General features: G+C 67.7%; 19 protein-coding genes. 14 read left to right on the forward strand and 5 right to left on the reverse strand.

Annotation, left to right across the window (positions count from 1 at the left end):
- The first annotated feature begins 28 nt into the window (after positions 1-28).
- Complete coding sequence (locus IPJ87_02370) at positions 29-1171, forward strand: DegT/DnrJ/EryC1/StrS family aminotransferase (protein MBK7940718.1); 1143 nt, start codon at positions 29-31, stop codon at positions 1169-1171.
- A gap of 33 nt (positions 1172-1204) precedes the next feature.
- A complete protein-coding gene (locus IPJ87_02375) occupies positions 1205-2164 on the forward strand; it encodes a hypothetical protein (GenBank protein ID MBK7940719.1) in 960 nt (319 codons plus the stop codon).
- Between the two features lies 1 nt (position 2165).
- Here IPJ87_02375 and IPJ87_02380 read toward each other — a convergent pair whose 3' ends face one another.
- Positions 2166-2753, reverse strand: a complete 588-nt coding sequence (locus tag IPJ87_02380; GenBank protein ID MBK7940720.1) for a hypothetical protein — start codon at positions 2751-2753, stop codon at positions 2166-2168.
- Between the two features lie 86 nt (positions 2754-2839).
- Here IPJ87_02380 and IPJ87_02385 point away from each other — a divergent pair, with 86 nt between their 5' ends.
- The 12 genes from IPJ87_02385 to wecB are packed head-to-tail and all read left to right on the forward strand — an operon-like array spanning position 2840 to position 15145.
- The gene (locus IPJ87_02385) at positions 2840-3805 is read left to right on the forward strand and encodes a glycosyltransferase family 2 protein (GenBank protein ID MBK7940721.1); all 966 of its coding nucleotides are present in this window, start codon (positions 2840-2842) and stop codon (positions 3803-3805) included.
- Positions 3806-3845: 40 nt separating this feature from the next.
- Positions 3846-4559, forward strand: coding sequence for a class I SAM-dependent methyltransferase (locus tag IPJ87_02390; GenBank protein MBK7940722.1), 714 nt, complete (start codon positions 3846-3848; stop codon positions 4557-4559).
- A complete protein-coding gene (locus IPJ87_02395) occupies positions 4556-5668 on the forward strand; it encodes a glycosyltransferase (protein MBK7940723.1) in 1113 nt (370 codons plus the stop codon). Before IPJ87_02390 ends, IPJ87_02395 begins: the two co-directional genes overlap by 4 nt.
- Before the next feature lie 21 nt (positions 5669-5689).
- Positions 5690-6889, forward strand: a complete 1200-nt coding sequence (locus tag IPJ87_02400; protein ID MBK7940724.1) for a glycosyltransferase — start codon at positions 5690-5692, stop codon at positions 6887-6889.
- Position 6890: 1 nt separating this feature from the next.
- On the forward strand, positions 6891-7898 hold the full coding sequence (locus IPJ87_02405) for a glycosyltransferase (protein MBK7940725.1): 1008 nt from the start codon (positions 6891-6893) through the stop codon (positions 7896-7898).
- Positions 7895-8878 (forward strand): glycosyltransferase family 2 protein, encoded by a 984-nt coding sequence (locus tag IPJ87_02410; protein ID MBK7940726.1) that lies wholly within the window; start codon positions 7895-7897, stop codon positions 8876-8878. Before IPJ87_02405 ends, IPJ87_02410 begins: the two co-directional genes overlap by 4 nt.
- The gene (locus tag IPJ87_02415) at positions 8875-10107 is read left to right on the forward strand and encodes a glycosyltransferase (GenBank protein MBK7940727.1); all 1233 of its coding nucleotides are present in this window, start codon (positions 8875-8877) and stop codon (positions 10105-10107) included. The genes IPJ87_02410 and IPJ87_02415 overlap by 4 nt, the downstream gene beginning before the upstream one ends.
- A 12-nt stretch (positions 10108-10119) precedes the next feature.
- The gene (locus tag IPJ87_02420) at positions 10120-11568 is read left to right on the forward strand and encodes an MBOAT family protein (protein ID MBK7940728.1); all 1449 of its coding nucleotides are present in this window, start codon (positions 10120-10122) and stop codon (positions 11566-11568) included.
- The gene (locus tag IPJ87_02425) at positions 11568-12509 is read left to right on the forward strand and encodes a hypothetical protein (GenBank protein ID MBK7940729.1); all 942 of its coding nucleotides are present in this window, start codon (positions 11568-11570) and stop codon (positions 12507-12509) included. The genes IPJ87_02420 and IPJ87_02425 overlap by 1 nt, the downstream gene beginning before the upstream one ends.
- A gap of 10 nt (positions 12510-12519) precedes the next feature.
- Complete coding sequence (locus IPJ87_02430; GenBank protein ID MBK7940730.1) at positions 12520-13467, forward strand: glycosyltransferase; 948 nt, start codon at positions 12520-12522, stop codon at positions 13465-13467.
- Complete coding sequence (locus tag IPJ87_02435) at positions 13464-14054, forward strand: serine acetyltransferase (GenBank protein ID MBK7940731.1); 591 nt, start codon at positions 13464-13466, stop codon at positions 14052-14054. Before IPJ87_02430 ends, IPJ87_02435 begins: the two co-directional genes overlap by 4 nt.
- Complete coding sequence (gene wecB, locus IPJ87_02440; protein MBK7940732.1) at positions 14051-15145, forward strand: UDP-N-acetylglucosamine 2-epimerase (non-hydrolyzing); 1095 nt, start codon at positions 14051-14053, stop codon at positions 15143-15145. Before IPJ87_02435 ends, wecB begins: the two co-directional genes overlap by 4 nt.
- A 113-nt stretch (positions 15146-15258) precedes the next feature.
- Here the strand turns inward: wecB and IPJ87_02445 are convergent, their stop codons facing one another.
- The 4 genes from IPJ87_02445 to IPJ87_02460 form a co-directional block, all read right to left on the reverse strand.
- Positions 15259-15432, reverse strand: a complete 174-nt coding sequence (locus tag IPJ87_02445) for a DUF5615 family PIN-like protein (GenBank protein ID MBK7940733.1) — start codon at positions 15430-15432, stop codon at positions 15259-15261.
- A complete protein-coding gene (locus tag IPJ87_02450) occupies positions 15396-15545 on the reverse strand; it encodes a hypothetical protein (GenBank protein ID MBK7940734.1) in 150 nt (49 codons plus the stop codon). Before IPJ87_02450 ends, IPJ87_02445 begins: the two co-directional genes overlap by 37 nt.
- Before the next feature lie 6 nt (positions 15546-15551).
- Entirely contained in the window at positions 15552-15785 is a 234-nt protein-coding gene (locus IPJ87_02455) for a DUF433 domain-containing protein (protein ID MBK7940735.1), read from the reverse strand.
- 101 nt (positions 15786-15886) lie between these two features.
- A complete protein-coding gene (locus IPJ87_02460) occupies positions 15887-16168 on the reverse strand; it encodes a hypothetical protein (GenBank protein MBK7940736.1) in 282 nt (93 codons plus the stop codon).
- Positions 16169-16247: the final 79 nt, after the last annotated feature.

Below are 16247 nucleotides of genomic sequence, written 5' to 3' on the forward strand. Positions count from 1 at the left end.
CCGTATCTTCGCGGACCACACTCAGCGCATGATCGGCACTCAGGAAAAGGGCTCGGCATCCGGTGTTCCGGAGATCCCTGCGGGCGCACGCGGCCCCGTCTACGTCACCCGCGCCTTCCTGCCGCCGTTCGAAGCGTTCACCGAGCTCATGCGCGGTGTGTGGGACCGCGGACAGCTCACCAACAACGGCCCGCTCGTGCAGCAGTTCGAGCGCGCGCTGGCCGAGCAGGTCGGCATCGCCCATCCGCTCTTCCTGGTGAACGGCACCATCGCGCTCAACCTGATCATCCGGGCGCTTGAGCTGAAGGGCGAGGTCATCACCACGGCCTTCTCGCACCCGGTCACCACCACCAGCATCCTCTGGGAGGGCTGCACGCCGGTGTTCGTGGACATCGATCCGGACACCTTCTGCATCGACCCGTCGGCCATCGAGGAGCGCATCACGCCGGCCACCAGCGCCATCCTGGCCACCCACGTGTATGGTCTGCCCTGTGACGTGGAGGCGATCGAGGCCATCGCCCAGCGTCACGGGCTGAAGGTCATCTACGACGGGGCCCACGCGTTCGGCACGCGCTACAAGGGCGAAAGCCTGTTGAACCACGGTGACGTGAGCTCCACGAGCTTCCATGCCACCAAGGTGTTCCACACCGTGGAAGGTGGCAGCGTGCATACCCGGAACGAGGCCCTCTATGCGCGCCTGCGGCTCCTGCGCACGATGGGGCAGATCGGCGAGGGCTTCCATGCCGTGGGCCTGAACGCCAAGAACAGCGAGCTCCATGCGGCCATGGGCGTGGCCAATCTGCCCTACCTGGATGAGATCATCGCGCAACGGCGCCATCAATGGGAACGCTATGCCGCCGGTCTGGCCTCCGCGCCGGTCCATCTGGCGCGCATCCCGGCGGACACGGAATACAACCACTCGTATTTCCCTGCGGTGCTGCCCACCGAGGAGGACCTGTTGCGGGTGCGGGCCGCACTGAACGCGGTGGACATCCATCCCCGTCGGTATTTCAGCCCGGCCATCACCGAACTGCCCTTCATCGGCCGTACGGGCGAATGCCCGATCGCTGAGTCGGTGGCGCACCGGGTTCTTTGCCTGCCCCTGTACCACGGCCTGTCCGATGGCATCATCGATGAGGTGGTCGATATCGTATCGCGCACGCTGCGCTGAACCGGCCCTTCATCCCCGATACGCGACCCCGCGATGAGCCCCGATCATCCGATCGACCTGCCCAAGGTCCTGGACGTGCTGGACCGCCTGGGCATCGAGCATCGCCTGGAGGGCGGCATGCGCGAGGTGCACAAGGTGTGCAGCATCTTCCTGAAAGAACCGAACGGCCTCTACTATCATGCCGGGAGCGATGCGGCCGTGTTCGCCACGTTGAAGGACAGCGTCGTGATCTGCCGGGAGGAGGCGGTGGGAGCGCTGCACGGCAACTCGGCCATCGTGGTGAAGGATGATCCCCAGCTGGTGATCTACCGCATCTGCAATGCGCTCTTCGCCGCAAAGCCGACCTCAGGGATCCATCCGACCGCCATCGTTCATCCTGAGGCGCGCATCGGTGCGGAGGTGAGCATCGGTCCCTATTGTGTTGTTGGGCGCAGCACGATCGGCGACGGTTCGCGGTTGGAGTCGCACGTGGTGGTCGGGGACGGGTGCACGATCGGTCAACGCGTGATCCTGGAGCCGCACACCTGCATCGGGGCCACAGGTGTCGCCTGGGTGTGGGACGAGGCCGGCAAGCGCGTGGTCATGCCCCTGCTCGGCGGGGTCACCATCGGCGACGATTGTTTCCTGGGCGCCGACGTGGGTGTGGTGCGTGGCATGTTCAACGAGGACACCACCATCGAGGCGGGCACCATGATCGCCCCGGGCAGCAAAGTGGGTCATGGGGTGCGCATCGGCCGCATCTGCCACCTGGCCAACAACGTCACGCTGGCCGGCTGGTCGCAGATCGGTGAGCGGTGTTTCCTGGGGTCGGCCTGTGCCGTGCGGCCGCACGCCAAGGTGGCTCCCGGCACGATCGTGGGCAGCGGTGCCGTGGTCACCCGCGACATCACCGAGCCGGACACGACCGTGGCCGGTGTGCCCGCCAAACGGATGGCCGACAAGGAGAAGAGCAGCGGCGTGCCCCGGCGCTACACGGCCCGGAGCGGTGAGTGACTCACTGCTCGAAGCCGCCCTCCACGAAATCCTTGCTCTTCCAGTAGTCCTTCTGGCGAAGGGGCTTCACCGGCACACCGACGTAGATGCCGCTCTCCTCGATGTTCTTGTTCACGAAGCCCATGGCGCCGATGGTCACATCGTCCGTGATCTGCACGCTGGCGGCGATCTTGCTGCCGGCGCCGATGTAACAGCGCTCGCCGATCACCGTGCCGTGCTTGGTCTCGTGCAGGTGCGTGCTGCCCAGGGTGATCACGTTGGGGCCCAGGAAGGCCTTCTTCTTGATGAGCACCTTGCTGGTGAGGATGGTACCGTACTTCAGGGTGGCGTCGTCCTCGATCACACAGCCCTCCGCCGTGCGGATGCGTCCCTGCAGCACCACACCCGGGCCGGCCCGCAGCCCCTTGCCGATCTCGCAATGGTTGCCCACCACGGCGCCGTCGCCCAACCGCACGTCATCACCGATGATCGTGTGGCTGCCGATGGTGACGTTGTCGCCGAACACACAGCCCTTGCCGATGATGGTGAAGTGGCCGACCTTGAAGTTGGATCCCGTGCGCAGGTCGGGATCGACGATGGATGTGCTCATGGGCGCGGTGTTGGACGCCGAAGATACGGGGTCCGGCCCGCATTCCCGGTGATCGTACCACCTTCGCGCCACCCTTCCGGTCGTCCTTGGAACAGCAGCCCGAACCGCCGCGCAGCGATGCCCCCCTGGTGTCCGTGCTCGTCTGCACCTACCAGCACGGCCCGTACATCGCCGCCTGCCTGGAGAGCATCAAGGCGCAGCGCACGAGCTTTCCGATCGAGGTGCTCGTCGGCGAGGACGGGTCGACGGACGACACGGCGGCGGAATGCGACCGGGTGGTGGCGGGCGACCCGCGCTTCCGGGTCCACCACTGGGGCGAAGGCCCGCGCTGGCGGATCGAGGGCTGGCCCACCGGCCGGCGCAACTTCATGCGGTTGTACGCCATGGCCCGCGGCCGTTATGTGCACTTCATCGATGGCGACGATGGCTGGCTGGACCCCTTGAAGCTGCAGCGCCAGGTGGACCTGCTGGAGGCCGATCCGGCGTGCATGGGCAGCTACCACCAGACGGCCGTGAAGGACGAGGAGGGGCGGCTGACCCACCCGTGGCGCGAACGATTGCCGGACCGGATGGAGCTGGAGCAGGTGGTGGACGTGCGGGCACCGTTCCATCCCGGTAGTTTCATCTGGCGCGATACACCCGCCATCCGGGCGCTCATCACCGGTCCGGGCGGATGGAACGCGGGCAGTGGTGACATGTGGTTCTTCGCCAGCGCCGCCACCCAGGGCCACCTGCGGGCGGTGGATGGTGAGCTGAGCTATTACACGCGCCATGGGCAGGGCCTCTCTTCCCAGGGCCTCTTCGTCCGGACCAACACCCATCGGCTGCGCATCCTCCAGTGGCAGCGGCTCGACCGCCTGACCCATGGCCGGTGGCGGGTCCATCTGGATGCGGTGTGCGACCGGCATCTCGACCAGCTCGCCGGCGTGTCGATGACCGCCCTGGATAAACGACGTTGGCTTCTCGCCTTGGGCCGGGCCTACCGGTACTTCCTTGACCGTCGCCGCTGGGCCCGGGTCCTGAACGCGCTGCGTGCGGCGCCCCCGGCCTGATGCGCATCGGGCACCAATGCCGATCTTTCCGGCCCCGCCGATGACCGACCCCTACCTCGATCTGCCGCTCACGGCCGACACGCAGGACCTGTACACCGTGCGCACGGCGATCCGCCAGGCCTTGCGTGCGCAGCTACCCCGGTTCCACGGCACCTTCCTTGACATCGGCAGCGGTCTGCAGCCGTATCGAGGCCTGATCACCGCCGCGCCCTCGCGGGTGGAGCGCTACATCGGCATGGACCTCGAGGGCAATGCGGTGACCAGCTACCACAAAGTGCGCCCCGACCTGTTCTGGGACGGTGCCCACATCCCGCTCGCCGACGATACGGTGGACAGTGCGATGGCCACGGAGGTGCTGGAGCACTGCCCGGACCCCGGTGCGGTGCTGCGCGAGGCCTTCCGCGTACTGCGCCCCGGCTCACCGCTCTTCATCACCGTGCCCTTCCTCTGGCCGCTGCACGATGTGCCCTACGACGAGTACCGCTACACCCCGTTCGCGCTGCGCCGGCTGCTGGAGGGTGCGGGCTTCACGGACATCACGGTTCGGCCGCTCGGTGGATGGGATGCGAGCCTGGCGCAATTGCTCGGTCTGTGGGCCCTGCGGCGCCCAATGCCGACATGGAAGCGGCACATCGTGAAGCGCATCACCCTGCCGCTGGTGCGCCACCTGCTCCGGCACGACCACGTGCCCGACCCCAAGAGCGCCCCGATGATCACCGGGCTGATGGCCCTGGCCCACACGCCTCGTGGATGACCGCCCCTGCGCGCCTCTGCATCGGTTCGCCCAACCGCAACGCCTACAGCGAGACCTTCATCGCCGCGCACATCGAGCGGCTTCCGGGCGTGGCGCTCGTGCTCACGGACGGGCACCTGCCCCGGCGCGATGCCGAGGGGGCGCTGCTGCTGCCGCCCTCGCTCGCCCGGCGGGTGGCCTCGCGGCTGATGCGGATCACACCGGAGGCACTGCTTGAGCGGCGGATCACCCGCCTGCTCAAACGGCACCGCATCGAGGTGGTGCTGGCCGAGTACGGCCCCACTGGTGAGGCCCTGCTGGAACCCTGCCGACGTGCGGGGGTGCCGCTGGTGGTGCATTTCCATGGTGTGGACGCGTTCCATGTGAAGCTCTTGAAGGACCACGCCGGCTACCGGCGCATCCTGAAGGAGGCCGCGGCCGTGGTGGTCGTGAGCCGGGAGATGGAACGGCAGCTGCTTTCCCTCGGCGCCGATCGCGGCAGGCTGCACTACAACTGCTACGGCATCGACGTGGAGCGTTTCCAGGCCGGACGTCCCGATCAGGCGCGGCCGCACTTCATCGCCGTGGGGCGCTTCGTGGACAAGAAGGCGCCGCACCTCACGCTCCTCGCCTTCCATCAGGCCTGGCGAAGGGAACCGGAGATGCGGCTCACCATGGCCGGCATCGGACCGCTGTGGGACAGCACGCGGCAGCTCGTGTCCGCGCTGGGGTTGGAGGGCGTGGTGGACCTGCCCGGTGTGCTCACCCCGCAGCAGGTGGCCGGGCACATGGGGGCCTCCCGAGCGTTCGTGCAGCACAGTGTCGTTTCGGCGGACAATGACCACGAGGGCACACCGCTCAGCGTGCTGGAGGCCATGGCGTGCGGGCTTCCGGTGGTGGCCACGCGACATGCCGGCATCCCGGACGTGGTGGAGCACGGGGTGAGCGGGTTGCTGGGCGCCGAGCGCGACCTGGGCGCCATGGCGGACCACCTGCAGCGCCTGGCCGTGGACCCCGCGCTCGCGCTGCGGCTTGGACAGGCGGGACGTGCGAGCGCCGAGCGGCACCACCGCGTGGAGGACAGCGTGGCGCGTCTGACCGCGATCCTTGCCGGGGCGGCCCGCAGGTGAACGGTATTTTCGCCGGCGACCATGGCCGCGCCCATCCGAGTCGCCTACCTCACGCACTACCCTGAGCTCTACGGGGCCAACCGCAGCCTGCTCGACCTGATGCTCGAACTGCGCGACCGTGGTGCCGTGGTGCCTCATGTGCTGCTGCCACGCGAGGGCGACCTGGTGTCGGCCCTGCAGCGGGAGGGCATCGCCCACGCGGTGGTCCCCTTCCGCCCCTGGATGAGCGAGCGCCACTACAGCGGCCGGCTCCATCATCGCATCCGCCAGCACTGGCAGCAGGAACGGCAGGCCCGCGAGCGGGCCGCCGCGAACCGCGGCGTCCTGCCCGCGCTGGTCGAGCGGGTGCAGGGCTGGCAGGTGCGGCTGCTGCATGCGAACAGCGCGGTGGTGGGCGTGGCCCCCGCGCTCAAAGCCGCCACCGGGCTCCCGTTGGTATGGCACATCCGCGAACTGCCCGAGCGGCAATACCTGCTGCACCTCGATGCCGGCTCGCGCGGCTATGGGCAGGCCCTGCGCCGGGCCGACCGGCTCATCGCCATCTCCGAGGCGGTGCGGGAGGACATCCTTCGGTACACGGGACCGGGCGCGCGCATCACGGTGGTGTACAACGGTGTGCTGCGCGCGGCACGCTACACAGAACTGGCCCGGGGCAGCGAGGCGCGCTGGACCGCCACAGGGCCGTTCACCTTCCTCCTGGTGGGGCTCATCCACCCCTCCAAAGGCCAGGTCGAGGCGGTGGAAGCGCTGGCCCTCCTCCGGCGCCAGGGTCGGGCGGTGCGCCTGGTGATCGCCGGTGATGGGCGCGACACCGCCCTGCGGCAGCGGATCGCCGAGCTCGGTGTGGCTGATGCGGTGGACCTGAAGGGTTTCGTGAAGGACCCCTTCCCGCTCTTCCGCGATGCGCACGCCCTGCTGATGTGCTCCCGCAACGAGGCCATGGGCCGCGTCACCGTGGAGGGCATGGCGTGCGGGCTGCCGGTGGTGGGCCATGCATCGGGCGGCACGGTGGAACTGGTGGACGACGGGGTGAACGGGCTGTTGTACCCCGGTGGCGCCGAGGCGCTCGCGGACCGCATGGCCCGCCTGGCGGCCGATCCCGCGCTCGCGCATCGGCTGGGCGACGAAGCCGCGCGCAGTGCAGCCGGACGTTTCAGTGTGGAACGATACGCCGGCGAGGTGCTCGACGTGTGCCGGGCGGTACTTTCGGACGCGCGCTGACATGACCGATCCGCTGATCTCCATCGTGACACCGAGCTTCCGGCAGGCCGCCTACATCGAGGACTGCCTCCGGTCGGTGGAGGTGCAGGCCGTACCGGTGCAGCACATCGTGGTGGACGGCGGCAGCGCCGACGGTTCGAAGGAGCTGATCGCCAGGCACGCCGACCGGCTGCATTGGTGGTGCTGTGAGCCCGATCGCGGCCAGAGCGACGCCATCAACAAGGGGCTCGCGCGGTGCACCGGCACGGTGTTCAACTGGCTGAACAGCGACGACCTCCTGCTGGATGGAGCGCTGAAGCGGGTGGCCGATGCGTTCGCCGCGGACCCGGGCCTGATCGTGTACGGCGGGCGCGTGGTGCACCGCAGCGCCAGCGGCGACCGTCCCTTCGAGCGCCAGAACGATGCCCGCGATGTGCAGCGCCTCTTCAGGGACCCGGTGATCAACCAGCCCGCCACCTTCTACCGCATGGACGTGGTGAAGGACCTGGGCGGCGTGGACCCCGCGCTCCGCTATGTGATGGACGTGGAGCTTTGGTGGCAGGTGCTCTTCCGGCACGGTACAGCGCATCTGCGCTTCGAGCCGGAGGACCTGGCCGTGTTCCGCCTTCATGAGGAGAGCAAGACGGTGACCGCGCACCGGGGCTTCCTTGATGAGCTGGCCAGCCTGCTCCACGGCCTCTGCATGGTCACTGGTCAACCGGAGCTGGCGCGCGTGCTGGCCATCGGACACGATCTGCGCGAGGGCCTGCGTGGCATCCCCGTCGGGCCTGAGCAGCGCGGCGTGGTGCGTGGCATGGTGCTGCACTTCATGCTGAAGTGGCATGGTGTGGTGCACCGCCGGGAGCAGTACCGCATGATGAAGGCCCTGAAACGTGTGGTGACCCTGCGCGACATGAAGGACATGGACGATACGCTGCTGCACCGATGGACGCAGCTCGACACCCAGCTGAAAGCACCCACCTGGTGGACCTTCCGGCTCCGGCGCAAGTGGCGCCACCTGCGTCCATGAAGGTCAGCGTGCTGATCCCGGTGTACAACAAGGCGCCCTTCCTGCGGGAGTGCCTGGACAGCGTGTACGCGCAGACCCATGCCGACCTGGAAGTGGTGGCGGTGGACGACCGCAGCACCGATGGCAGCCTGGCGCTGCTGCGCGCCGAGACCGATCCCCGCCTGCGCATCCTCGAGCTGCCCGTGAACCGCGGTCCGGCGGGGGCGGCCAATGCGGGGCTCGATGCCTGCACCGGCACCTACATCGTTCGGCTCGATGCCGATGACCTGATGGTGCCGACGCGCGTGGAGCAGCAGGTGGCGTACATGGAAGCCCATCCCGAGGTGGGCGCCAGCGGCGGATGGCTGCAGCTGTTCGGTGCGCGCGACCGCGTGTGGAAGTTCCCCCTCACCGAGGACGCATGCAAGGCGCAGCTGCTCTTCGGCGTACCCGTCTCGCAGGGCGCTTCCATCCTGCGCCGGTCGGTGCTGGAGACGCATGGCATCCGTTACGACCCGGCCTGGCCCCGGGTGGGGGAGGACTGGCTCTTCTGGACGCGGCTCGCGCGTGTGTCCGCCTTCGGCAACCTCGATGCGCCGATGACCCTGTACCGGCGGGGCGAGCAGAACATCAGTCACGGGCGCGACAAGCGGGCCGATCACGACCTTCTGGTGCGCGCCGTGTTCAACTGGTTCCAGGTGCCGCACACCGATGCGGACGTGCGGTCGCACCTCATGGCGCTGCGCCTCTTCGAGGGCAGCCCCTCCGCCGCCGATGTCCGTGCGCTGCACCACTGGCTGAGGCGCCTGCGGGAGTGGAACGGCCGCGAGCGCGTGTTCCCGGTGGACGCGTTCGATGCCCGCGTGCGGCAGGCTTGGGTCGGGCTTTTCCATGTGCTGGCGGACCTGGACGTGCGCGCGGCGTGGACGCATCTGCGGCTCGGCGGGGGATGGTCGGGCGAGCACCTCTGGTACCTCTTTCGCAAGGCCACGCGGCGATGAAGGACCTCTGGCTGTTCACCACGCGCTTCCCCTACGGTCAGGGCGAGCCCTTCCTGGAGAACGAGCTGCCTTTCCTGGCCGCCCGGTTCGCCCGCATCCGGCTGATCCCTCTGGTGCGCGACCACGGCATCCGTGAACTGCCGCCGAACGTGGAGGTGGTGCCGCCACCGCCGGATCCCTACGCCGTCGCCTCGCCCCTGCGGATGCTGGCCTACGCGCGCACCTGGTGGCGCATGCGCCGGGCGGTGCGCGCCTCTGCGCCTTCCGCGGAGGTGCGCGACCGGTTGTGGCCCGACGCCCGGGCGGCGATGCGGCAGGCGCTGGAACGGATGCACCGCTACCGCACCGGGTTGTTCCGGGAGTTCGATCCGGACCGGGTGCTGCTCTACAGCTACTGGATGGCCGACCACGCCACGGCCCTGTCCCTGCTGCAGCTGCACGATCCGCGTGTGCGGTACGTGGCGCGCATGCATGGGTTCGACCTCTACGCCGACCGCTGGCCCGGGCAGTGGCCGTTCTTCCAGGACCTTCAGATGGCCCATGTGGACCGGGTGCACCTGGTGTCGCAGGCCGGTCTGGACCATCTCACTGCGCGGTATCCGCAGCACGCCGATCGCTGCGGATTATCGCGCCTGGGCACCTTCGACCATGGTGCCGGCCCTTGGGCGCCATCGCCCGAGCTGCGCATCGCCTCGGCGTCGCACCTGGTGCCCATCAAGCGGGTCGCACTGCTGATCGAGGCGTTGCGCGGCATGCGCCGACCGGTGCGGTGGACGCATTTCGGTGAAGGCCCCGAGCGGGCGGCCCTGGAGGCCGCAGTGGCCACGCTGCCGCCGCATGTGCGTGCGGACCTGCCGGGCAACATCGCCAATCAGGACCTGCTGGCCTGGTACCGGAGCACCCCGGTGGACCTCTTCGTGCACCTCAGCAGCACGGAGGGCGGCGTGCCGGTGGCCCTCCAGGAGGCCGCGAGCTTCGGCATTCCGCTGCTTGCGGCCGATGCCGGCGGCGTGCGCGAGATCGCAGGACCGGCGACCGGTACCCTGTTGCCGCACGATCCGGAGGCCGCGCTCATCACGCGGCACCTCGAGGACTTCCCCGGCGGACCGCAGAACACCGCCGCGTTCAGGGCGGGTGTGCGGGCGGCGTGGGCCACCGGCTTCAAGGCGGAGGTCAATTTTGGGCATTTTTGCGACCGCCTCCTGGGCGCCGCTGAGCGCGCGCACTGAGCCCGGCCCGCGATGCTCTTCAACTCCTTCGCGTTCTGCTTCGTCTTCTTCCCGCTGGTGACGGCCGGCTACTTCCTGCTGCCCCACCGGACCCGTTGGGCGCTGCTCCTGGCCGCAAGCTGCTGGTTCTACATGGCCTTCGTGCCGGTGTACATCCTCATCCTGGCCTTCACCATCGTGGTGGACTACGTCGCCGGTCTGCTGATCGCCGCAAGCTCGGGTCGCCGACGCAAGGCCTGGCTCGTGGCCAGCATCGTGGCCAACCTCGGCGTGCTGGCCTTCTTCAAGTACTACGCCTTCCTGGACCAGAGCATCGCCGCCCTGTTGCAGGCGGCCGGCTTCGCCTATTCGCCCGCCGACCTGGGCATCCTGCTGCCCATCGGTCTCAGTTTCCATACGTTCCAGAGCCTCAGCTACACCATCGAGGTGTACCGCGGGCATCAGAAGGCCGAGCGCCGCCCCGGCCATTTCGCGCTCTACGTCATGTTCTATCCCCAGCTCGTGGCCGGGCCGATCGAGCGGCCGGGCAACCTGTTGAACCAGCTGGACCACGTGCACCGCTGGGACCATGCGCGCGTGGTGCACGGTCTGCAGCAGATGCTGTGGGGCTTCTTCAAGAAGCTGGTGATCGCGGACCGGTGCGCGGTGGTGGTGGACCATGTGTACGCCGACCCACAGGCCTTCGGCGGCGCCGCCACGCTCCTGGCGACCTATCTCTTCGCCCTGCAGATCTACTGCGACTTCAGCGGGTACACGGACATCGCGCTCGGCGCCGCGCGGGTGATGGGCTTCGACCTGATGGTGAACTTCCGCACGCCTTACCGGTCGGCCTCCATCAGCGAGTTCTGGAGCCGCTGGCACATCAGCCTCAGCAGCTGGTTCCGCGACTACGTGTACATCCCCTTGGGCGGAAACCGCGTGGTGCGGTGGCGGTGGTACATGAACCTGATCCTGGTGTTCCTCCTGAGCGGGTTATGGCATGGCGCGAGCTGGACCTATGTGGCATGGGGTGGCGTGCACGGCCTCTACCTCATCGGGGCCATCGTTCTGGCCGGTCTGCGTGGCCGGGTGGTGCGCCTGCTGGGCCTTCACCGCCATCCCCGGCTTGACCGTGCGCTGGACGTGATCATCACCGTGCATCTGGTGGTGGCCGGCTGGGTCTTCTTCCGCGCCGCCACCTTCGCCGATGCGTGGTCCGTTCTGGGCTCATGGGTGCGGCCCGATGCGTGGTGGATGGGCTTCGCGGGCCTGGTGCGTGAGCTCGGCGCGGGCATCGTGCTCACCACCGTGGTGCTGGCGATCACCTTCATCGGACTGGACCCCTGGGGTGATGCGGTGGCCAAGGGCGAACGGCTGATCGTCCGTCGCCCCCTGCGCTATGCCTGGTTCGGAACCCTGCTGGCCGCCTGTCTGGTGCTGGGCCAGTATGGTTCGGCCATGTTCATCTATTTCCAGTTCTGATGCGCCGCTTCCTCATCGCCACCCTGCTACTGGGCCTGAGCTTCGCGACGGCGTACACCGCGGCCATGCTGGTGTTGTGCCGGGTGGATGTCGGGGGCGCGGCGCTGATCCACCGCACGGGCGACTACTTCAAGCTGAAGGGCGGCAACAGCTACCGCAAGTTCCGCGAGTTCAGACCGGACAGCGTGTACGATGTGGTGTTCATCGGGTCCTCGCACGCGTATCGTGGGTATGACCCGGCGCTCTTCACGCAGCGTGGCTGGCGAGCCTTCAACCTGGGCACCAGCGGCCAGGGGCCGTTGAACACCTATCACATCGTGCGCACGCATCTCAACGCGGCCAACACCCGGCTGCTCCTGCTCGACGTGTATGAGGGCGCCATGGAGCAGGATGGCCTGGAGAGCACCTCGGACCTCACCCAGAACCTGGTGGACGACCGGTCGGCCGTGGCCATGGCGCTGGCCCTCAAGGACCCGCGGGGCGTCAACCTGCTCACCTTGCGCTTCCTCACGAAGGACCGCGGGCCCTTTTTCGCGGACAGCACCTATCGCCCGGGCGGGTATTCCGTGCGAACGGACTCCGTGCGGAAGCGGATCCATTATGTGCGTGGGCGGCCGCTGAAGCTGAACGCCGACCAGGTGGACTACCTGGAACGGACGCTGGCGCACTGCGCTGATGCCGGCATACCGGTCGTCCTGGTGAACCATCCCTACCCCTGGCAGAGCGACCGCAGCAAGCATGCGGCCTTCAACGCGGTGCTCGGTGATCTCGCCCGTCGGTACAAGGTGCCCTACCTCGACTTCGCGACCAAGCACACGTTGGACGACGAGGACCATTTCTACGACCACAACCACCTCAACCAGGCCGGGGTGGAGCGCTTCAACGCGGCCCTGATCCCCGAACTGGAGGCCATGGGCCTGTTGCGTCGCCCGGCCCAGTAGCTTCGCGGCGATGCGCGTCACGGTCGTCATTCCCTGCTACAACGTGGCCGACCTGGTGGGCAGGGCGTTGGATTCCGCATTGATGCAGGACCATGCCGACCTGGAGGTGATCGTGGTGGACGATGGCAGCACGGACGGCACGGTGGAGGTGCTGGAGCGGCATCCGGCGGTGAGCGGAGGCCGGGTGCGCCTGGTACGGCAGATGAACCGGGGGGCCTCCGCCGCGCGCAACCACGGCCTGCGGATGGCCACGGGCACCTACGTCCAGTTCCTCGATGCCGATGACATGCTGCTGCCCGGCAAGGTCTCCGGGCAGATCGCCCTCGCCGAGCGCGACGGTTGGCCTGAAGTGATCATCGGCGACTACCGCGCCGTGCGGCCCGACGGGCTGATGGACCGCGTGCAGGCGCTGTACGACCGTCCGTGGATGGCCCTGATCCGCACCCGCATGGGAACGACCAGCGCCAACCTATGGGCCCGGGAGGCGCTGCTGGCGGTGGACGGCTGGCCGGAGGACCTGGCCAGCAGCCAGGACTACGCCCTGCTCTTCAAGCTGTTGAAGCGCGGCGCGCGGGTGGCCTGGGACCGGCGCGAGCGCACGGAGGTGCTCAAACGGCCCAGCGGGAGCATCAGCCGCACCGGTGTGCGCGCGAACTGGGAGCGCTACGTGGAGCTTCGGCGGGCCATCAAGGAACACCTGGTGTCGCTGGGCCGGGAGCGCCATGCCGACGAGATCGTCGCGCTCGACCAGTACCTCTTCATGGCCCTGCGGATCCTGGCCACGTACGACCAGGCGTTGGCGGTGAAGCTGTACCGGACCTGCATCGACAAGGGGTTCCGCCCCGAGGTGGGACCGGCCATCACCGAGCGCTACGTGGCGCTGTTTACCTTGCTCGGGTTCGCCGGAGCGGAACGGGCCCTGCGCCTGGCCCGTGGGCGCAAGGAGGCCGACGCATGATCCGCTCGTACACCGAGTACCGCGACTACCTGGAGGCCGACCGCATCGCCCTGCGGCGCGGTCCCGGCATCCTGTGGTTCGATGAGGTGTGGAGGTTCCAGCGTCTGCTGCGCCGGGTGGAGTACCTGATGAACTGCCGCAAGCACCAAGGCCTCTTCTGGCGGCTGGTGTACAAGTACTTCTCCATCCGCCTGCACGAGCAGGCCATCCGGTGCGGGTTCGACATCCCTCCGAACACGTTCGGACCTGGGCTCAGCATCGCGCACCGCGGCACCATCGTGGTGCACCCGGACGCCCGCATCGGCCGCAACTGCCGCCTGCACGTGGGGGTGGTCATCGGCACGCGTCCCGGACCCTTCGAGCTCGTGCCCACCATCGGCGACAACTGCTACATCGGACCCGGCTCGAAGATCTTCGGCGACATCGTCATCGGGCCCAACACCGCCATCGGCGCCAACAGTGTGGTGAACCGCTCCTTCCCGGAGGGGCACATGACCATCGCCGGCGCCCCGGCCCGCAAGGTGAGCGACACCGATTCACGCGAGTTCATCATCGCCACCCGAAGCCCCTTGAAATCCCTCGGATGAAGAAGATCCTCATCGTCGTCGGCACCCGCCCCAACTTCATCAAGGTCACCCGCTTCAAGCAGGTGGCCGCGCAGCGCGGCACGCTCGACGTACGCATCGTGCATACCGGCCAGCACTTCAGCGCCAACATGGCCGATGTGTTCTTCGATCAGTTCGGCCTGGTGCCCGACCGCTTCCTGAACATCGGCGCCGGCAGCCCGAACACGCAGATGGCCCAGGTGATGCTGGGGCTGGAGGCCGTGATCGCCGAGGAGAAGCCGGACCTGGTGATGGTGGTGGGCGACGTGAACAGCACGCTGGCCGCGGCCATCACCGCCAACAAGATGGGTGCGCGCATCGGGCACCTCGAGAGCGGACTGCGCAGCCATGATCGCAGCATGCCCGAGGAGCACAACCGTGTGCTCACCGATGCGATCACCGACCATTTCTTCATCACCGAGCAGAGCGGGCTGGACCATCTGCGGAAGGAGGGAAGGCCCGAGGCGGCGCTGCACTTCGTGGGCAACACCATGATCGACACGCTGGTGGCCTTCGAGCCGCAGGTGCAGGCCTCGCCGGTGCTGCAGGAGCTCGGGCTCGGAGAGGGCGGCCACGTGCTCATGACCATCCACCGCCCCGCCACGGTGGACGTGCCCGAGCGGCTGGCGGCCCTGCTGGACCTGATCGCCGACGTGTGCACCTCCGGCCGCAAGGTGGTGTTCCCGATCCACCCGCGCACCGTCAAGCACATCGAGGCATTCGGGCTGAAGGCCAAGGCCGATGCCATCGAGGGACTGGTGCGCACGGAACCCCTGGACTACTTCGCCTTCCAGAAGCTGGTGGCCACCTGCGGCTTCATCCTCACCGACAGCGGCGGCATCCAGGAGGAGAGCACCTTCCGCCGCGTGCCCTGCCTCACCCTGCGGCCCAACACCGAGCGACCCATCACCGTGACCTTGGGCAGCAACGAACTGGTGCCGCTGGACATGGACGCCGTGCGCGCCGCCATCGCCCGCATCGAGAACGGCAGCTTCAAGAAAGGCGAAGTGCCCCCGCTGTGGGACGGCCACGCCACGGAGCGGATCGTGGAGGTGTTGGAGCGGGTGCTGTAAATGCGTTGTCGGTCCGGCCTTGAGGCGGGGTCGCGGAGAACCAAGTGTTTGCGACTCAACCCTTGCGAACGCGGATCCTTTTCGCCGTGATCACCGTGAAGGCCTGAAGCAGGTCATTTCCGCGGATCCGTACCGCACGGGAAATGATCTCGGCCTGTAGCTGGTGTTCCGGGCCTGCGGACCAGAGCGACTCCTGCATGCACAGCCCGTAAGCGGAAGACGAGTTCCCCAAAGTCCTTGTCCTCCGTGATCAGCATGGCATCACGCTCATGGGTGATACGCAGCACATCGATATCGCCGGCCCCGTCAGTTCCGACCGGATCACGACCAAGTCGTGGCCATCAGTGATCAGGCGCTTGACGATACGGCCATCGAGGCATTCGTCGGCCACGAAGCGCATGGCCCGTCAGGAGGCGAAGGGTAGGTCGATGTCGTTGCGGATCGCGTCCGCGCCGAACTGCAAGCAGACCTGAACTTGCTCGCGCGTGAGCTGCGGGTAGCCTTCGAGCAGGTCCTCCATGGTCTGGCCGGCTGCAAGCTTGTCCAGGATCGGATCCACGGGAATGCGTGTGCCCTTGATACACGGTTTGCCGTACATCACTTGCGGATCCGCGGCGATATGCTGATGCCAGTCAAGCATGGTATCCAAAGATACTGCGACGTCGATCCACCCCGAAGGGACGGCCACGCCACCGAGCGGATCGCGGAGGTGCTGGAACGGGTGTTGTGACCATGCCTGGTCTATTGCTCGTGCTTTCGACCCAACTCCGCACGGATCGCGGCCATGCGTTGGTTGGTCCTCCCCGTCATGCGATAGAACACGTAGACCATGATCGAGGGGAGCAGGATGGAGATGAGGCGGAAGTCCTTGCCGGCCACCACAGCGAATACCAGCGCGAACGCCAGCACGCCGACCATGAAGCCAAGGAGCGCGGAAACGAGCAACTGTTCCTTGCGGGCCTTTTTCTCTTCCGCCACGAGCTCCTCCAAGCTCAGGCGCGTGTGGTCCACGTTGGCGTTCATGTTCAGGGAGTGTGGTGATAGGGCAAAGTTCATCCGGGAACCGCTTCCCTCTGCTATTTACTGACGGAGATCGTCCCGA

The organism is Flavobacteriales bacterium, assembly GCA_016713875.1.
Lineage (GTDB): Bacteria > Bacteroidota > Bacteroidia > Flavobacteriales_F > PHOS-HE28 > PHOS-HE28.

Coding starts and splice junctions, on each gene's coding strand:
- IPJ87_02435 (MBK7940731.1), top strand. CDS start 13,464: ATGATCCGCTCGTACACCGAGTACCGCGACTACCTGGAGGCCGACCGC.
- IPJ87_02405 (MBK7940725.1), top strand. CDS start 6,891: ATGACCGATCCGCTGATCTCCATCGTGACACCGAGCTTCCGGCAGGCC.
- IPJ87_02410 (MBK7940726.1), top strand. CDS start 7,895: ATGAAGGTCAGCGTGCTGATCCCGGTGTACAACAAGGCGCCCTTCCTG.
- IPJ87_02380 (MBK7940720.1), bottom strand. CDS start 2,753: ATGAGCACATCCATCGTCGATCCCGACCTGCGCACGGGATCCAACTTC.
- IPJ87_02420 (MBK7940728.1), top strand. CDS start 10,120: ATGCTCTTCAACTCCTTCGCGTTCTGCTTCGTCTTCTTCCCGCTGGTG.
- IPJ87_02375 (MBK7940719.1), top strand. CDS start 1,205: ATGAGCCCCGATCATCCGATCGACCTGCCCAAGGTCCTGGACGTGCTG.
- IPJ87_02425 (MBK7940729.1), top strand. CDS start 11,568: ATGCGCCGCTTCCTCATCGCCACCCTGCTACTGGGCCTGAGCTTCGCG.
- IPJ87_02370 (MBK7940718.1), top strand. CDS start 29: ATGATCGGCACTCAGGAAAAGGGCTCGGCATCCGGTGTTCCGGAGATC.
- wecB (MBK7940732.1), top strand. CDS start 14,051: ATGAAGAAGATCCTCATCGTCGTCGGCACCCGCCCCAACTTCATCAAG.
- IPJ87_02390 (MBK7940722.1), top strand. CDS start 3,846: ATGACCGACCCCTACCTCGATCTGCCGCTCACGGCCGACACGCAGGAC.
- IPJ87_02415 (MBK7940727.1), top strand. CDS start 8,875: ATGAAGGACCTCTGGCTGTTCACCACGCGCTTCCCCTACGGTCAGGGC.
- IPJ87_02430 (MBK7940730.1), top strand. CDS start 12,520: ATGCGCGTCACGGTCGTCATTCCCTGCTACAACGTGGCCGACCTGGTG.
- IPJ87_02455 (MBK7940735.1), bottom strand. CDS start 15,785: ATGCTTGACTGGCATCAGCATATCGCCGCGGATCCGCAAGTGATGTAC.
- IPJ87_02450 (MBK7940734.1), bottom strand. CDS start 15,545: ATGCGCTTCGTGGCCGACGAATGCCTCGATGGCCGTATCGTCAAGCGC.
- IPJ87_02395 (MBK7940723.1), top strand. CDS start 4,556: ATGACCGCCCCTGCGCGCCTCTGCATCGGTTCGCCCAACCGCAACGCC.
- IPJ87_02460 (MBK7940736.1), bottom strand. CDS start 16,168: ATGAACGCCAACGTGGACCACACGCGCCTGAGCTTGGAGGAGCTCGTG.
- IPJ87_02400 (MBK7940724.1), top strand. CDS start 5,690: ATGGCCGCGCCCATCCGAGTCGCCTACCTCACGCACTACCCTGAGCTC.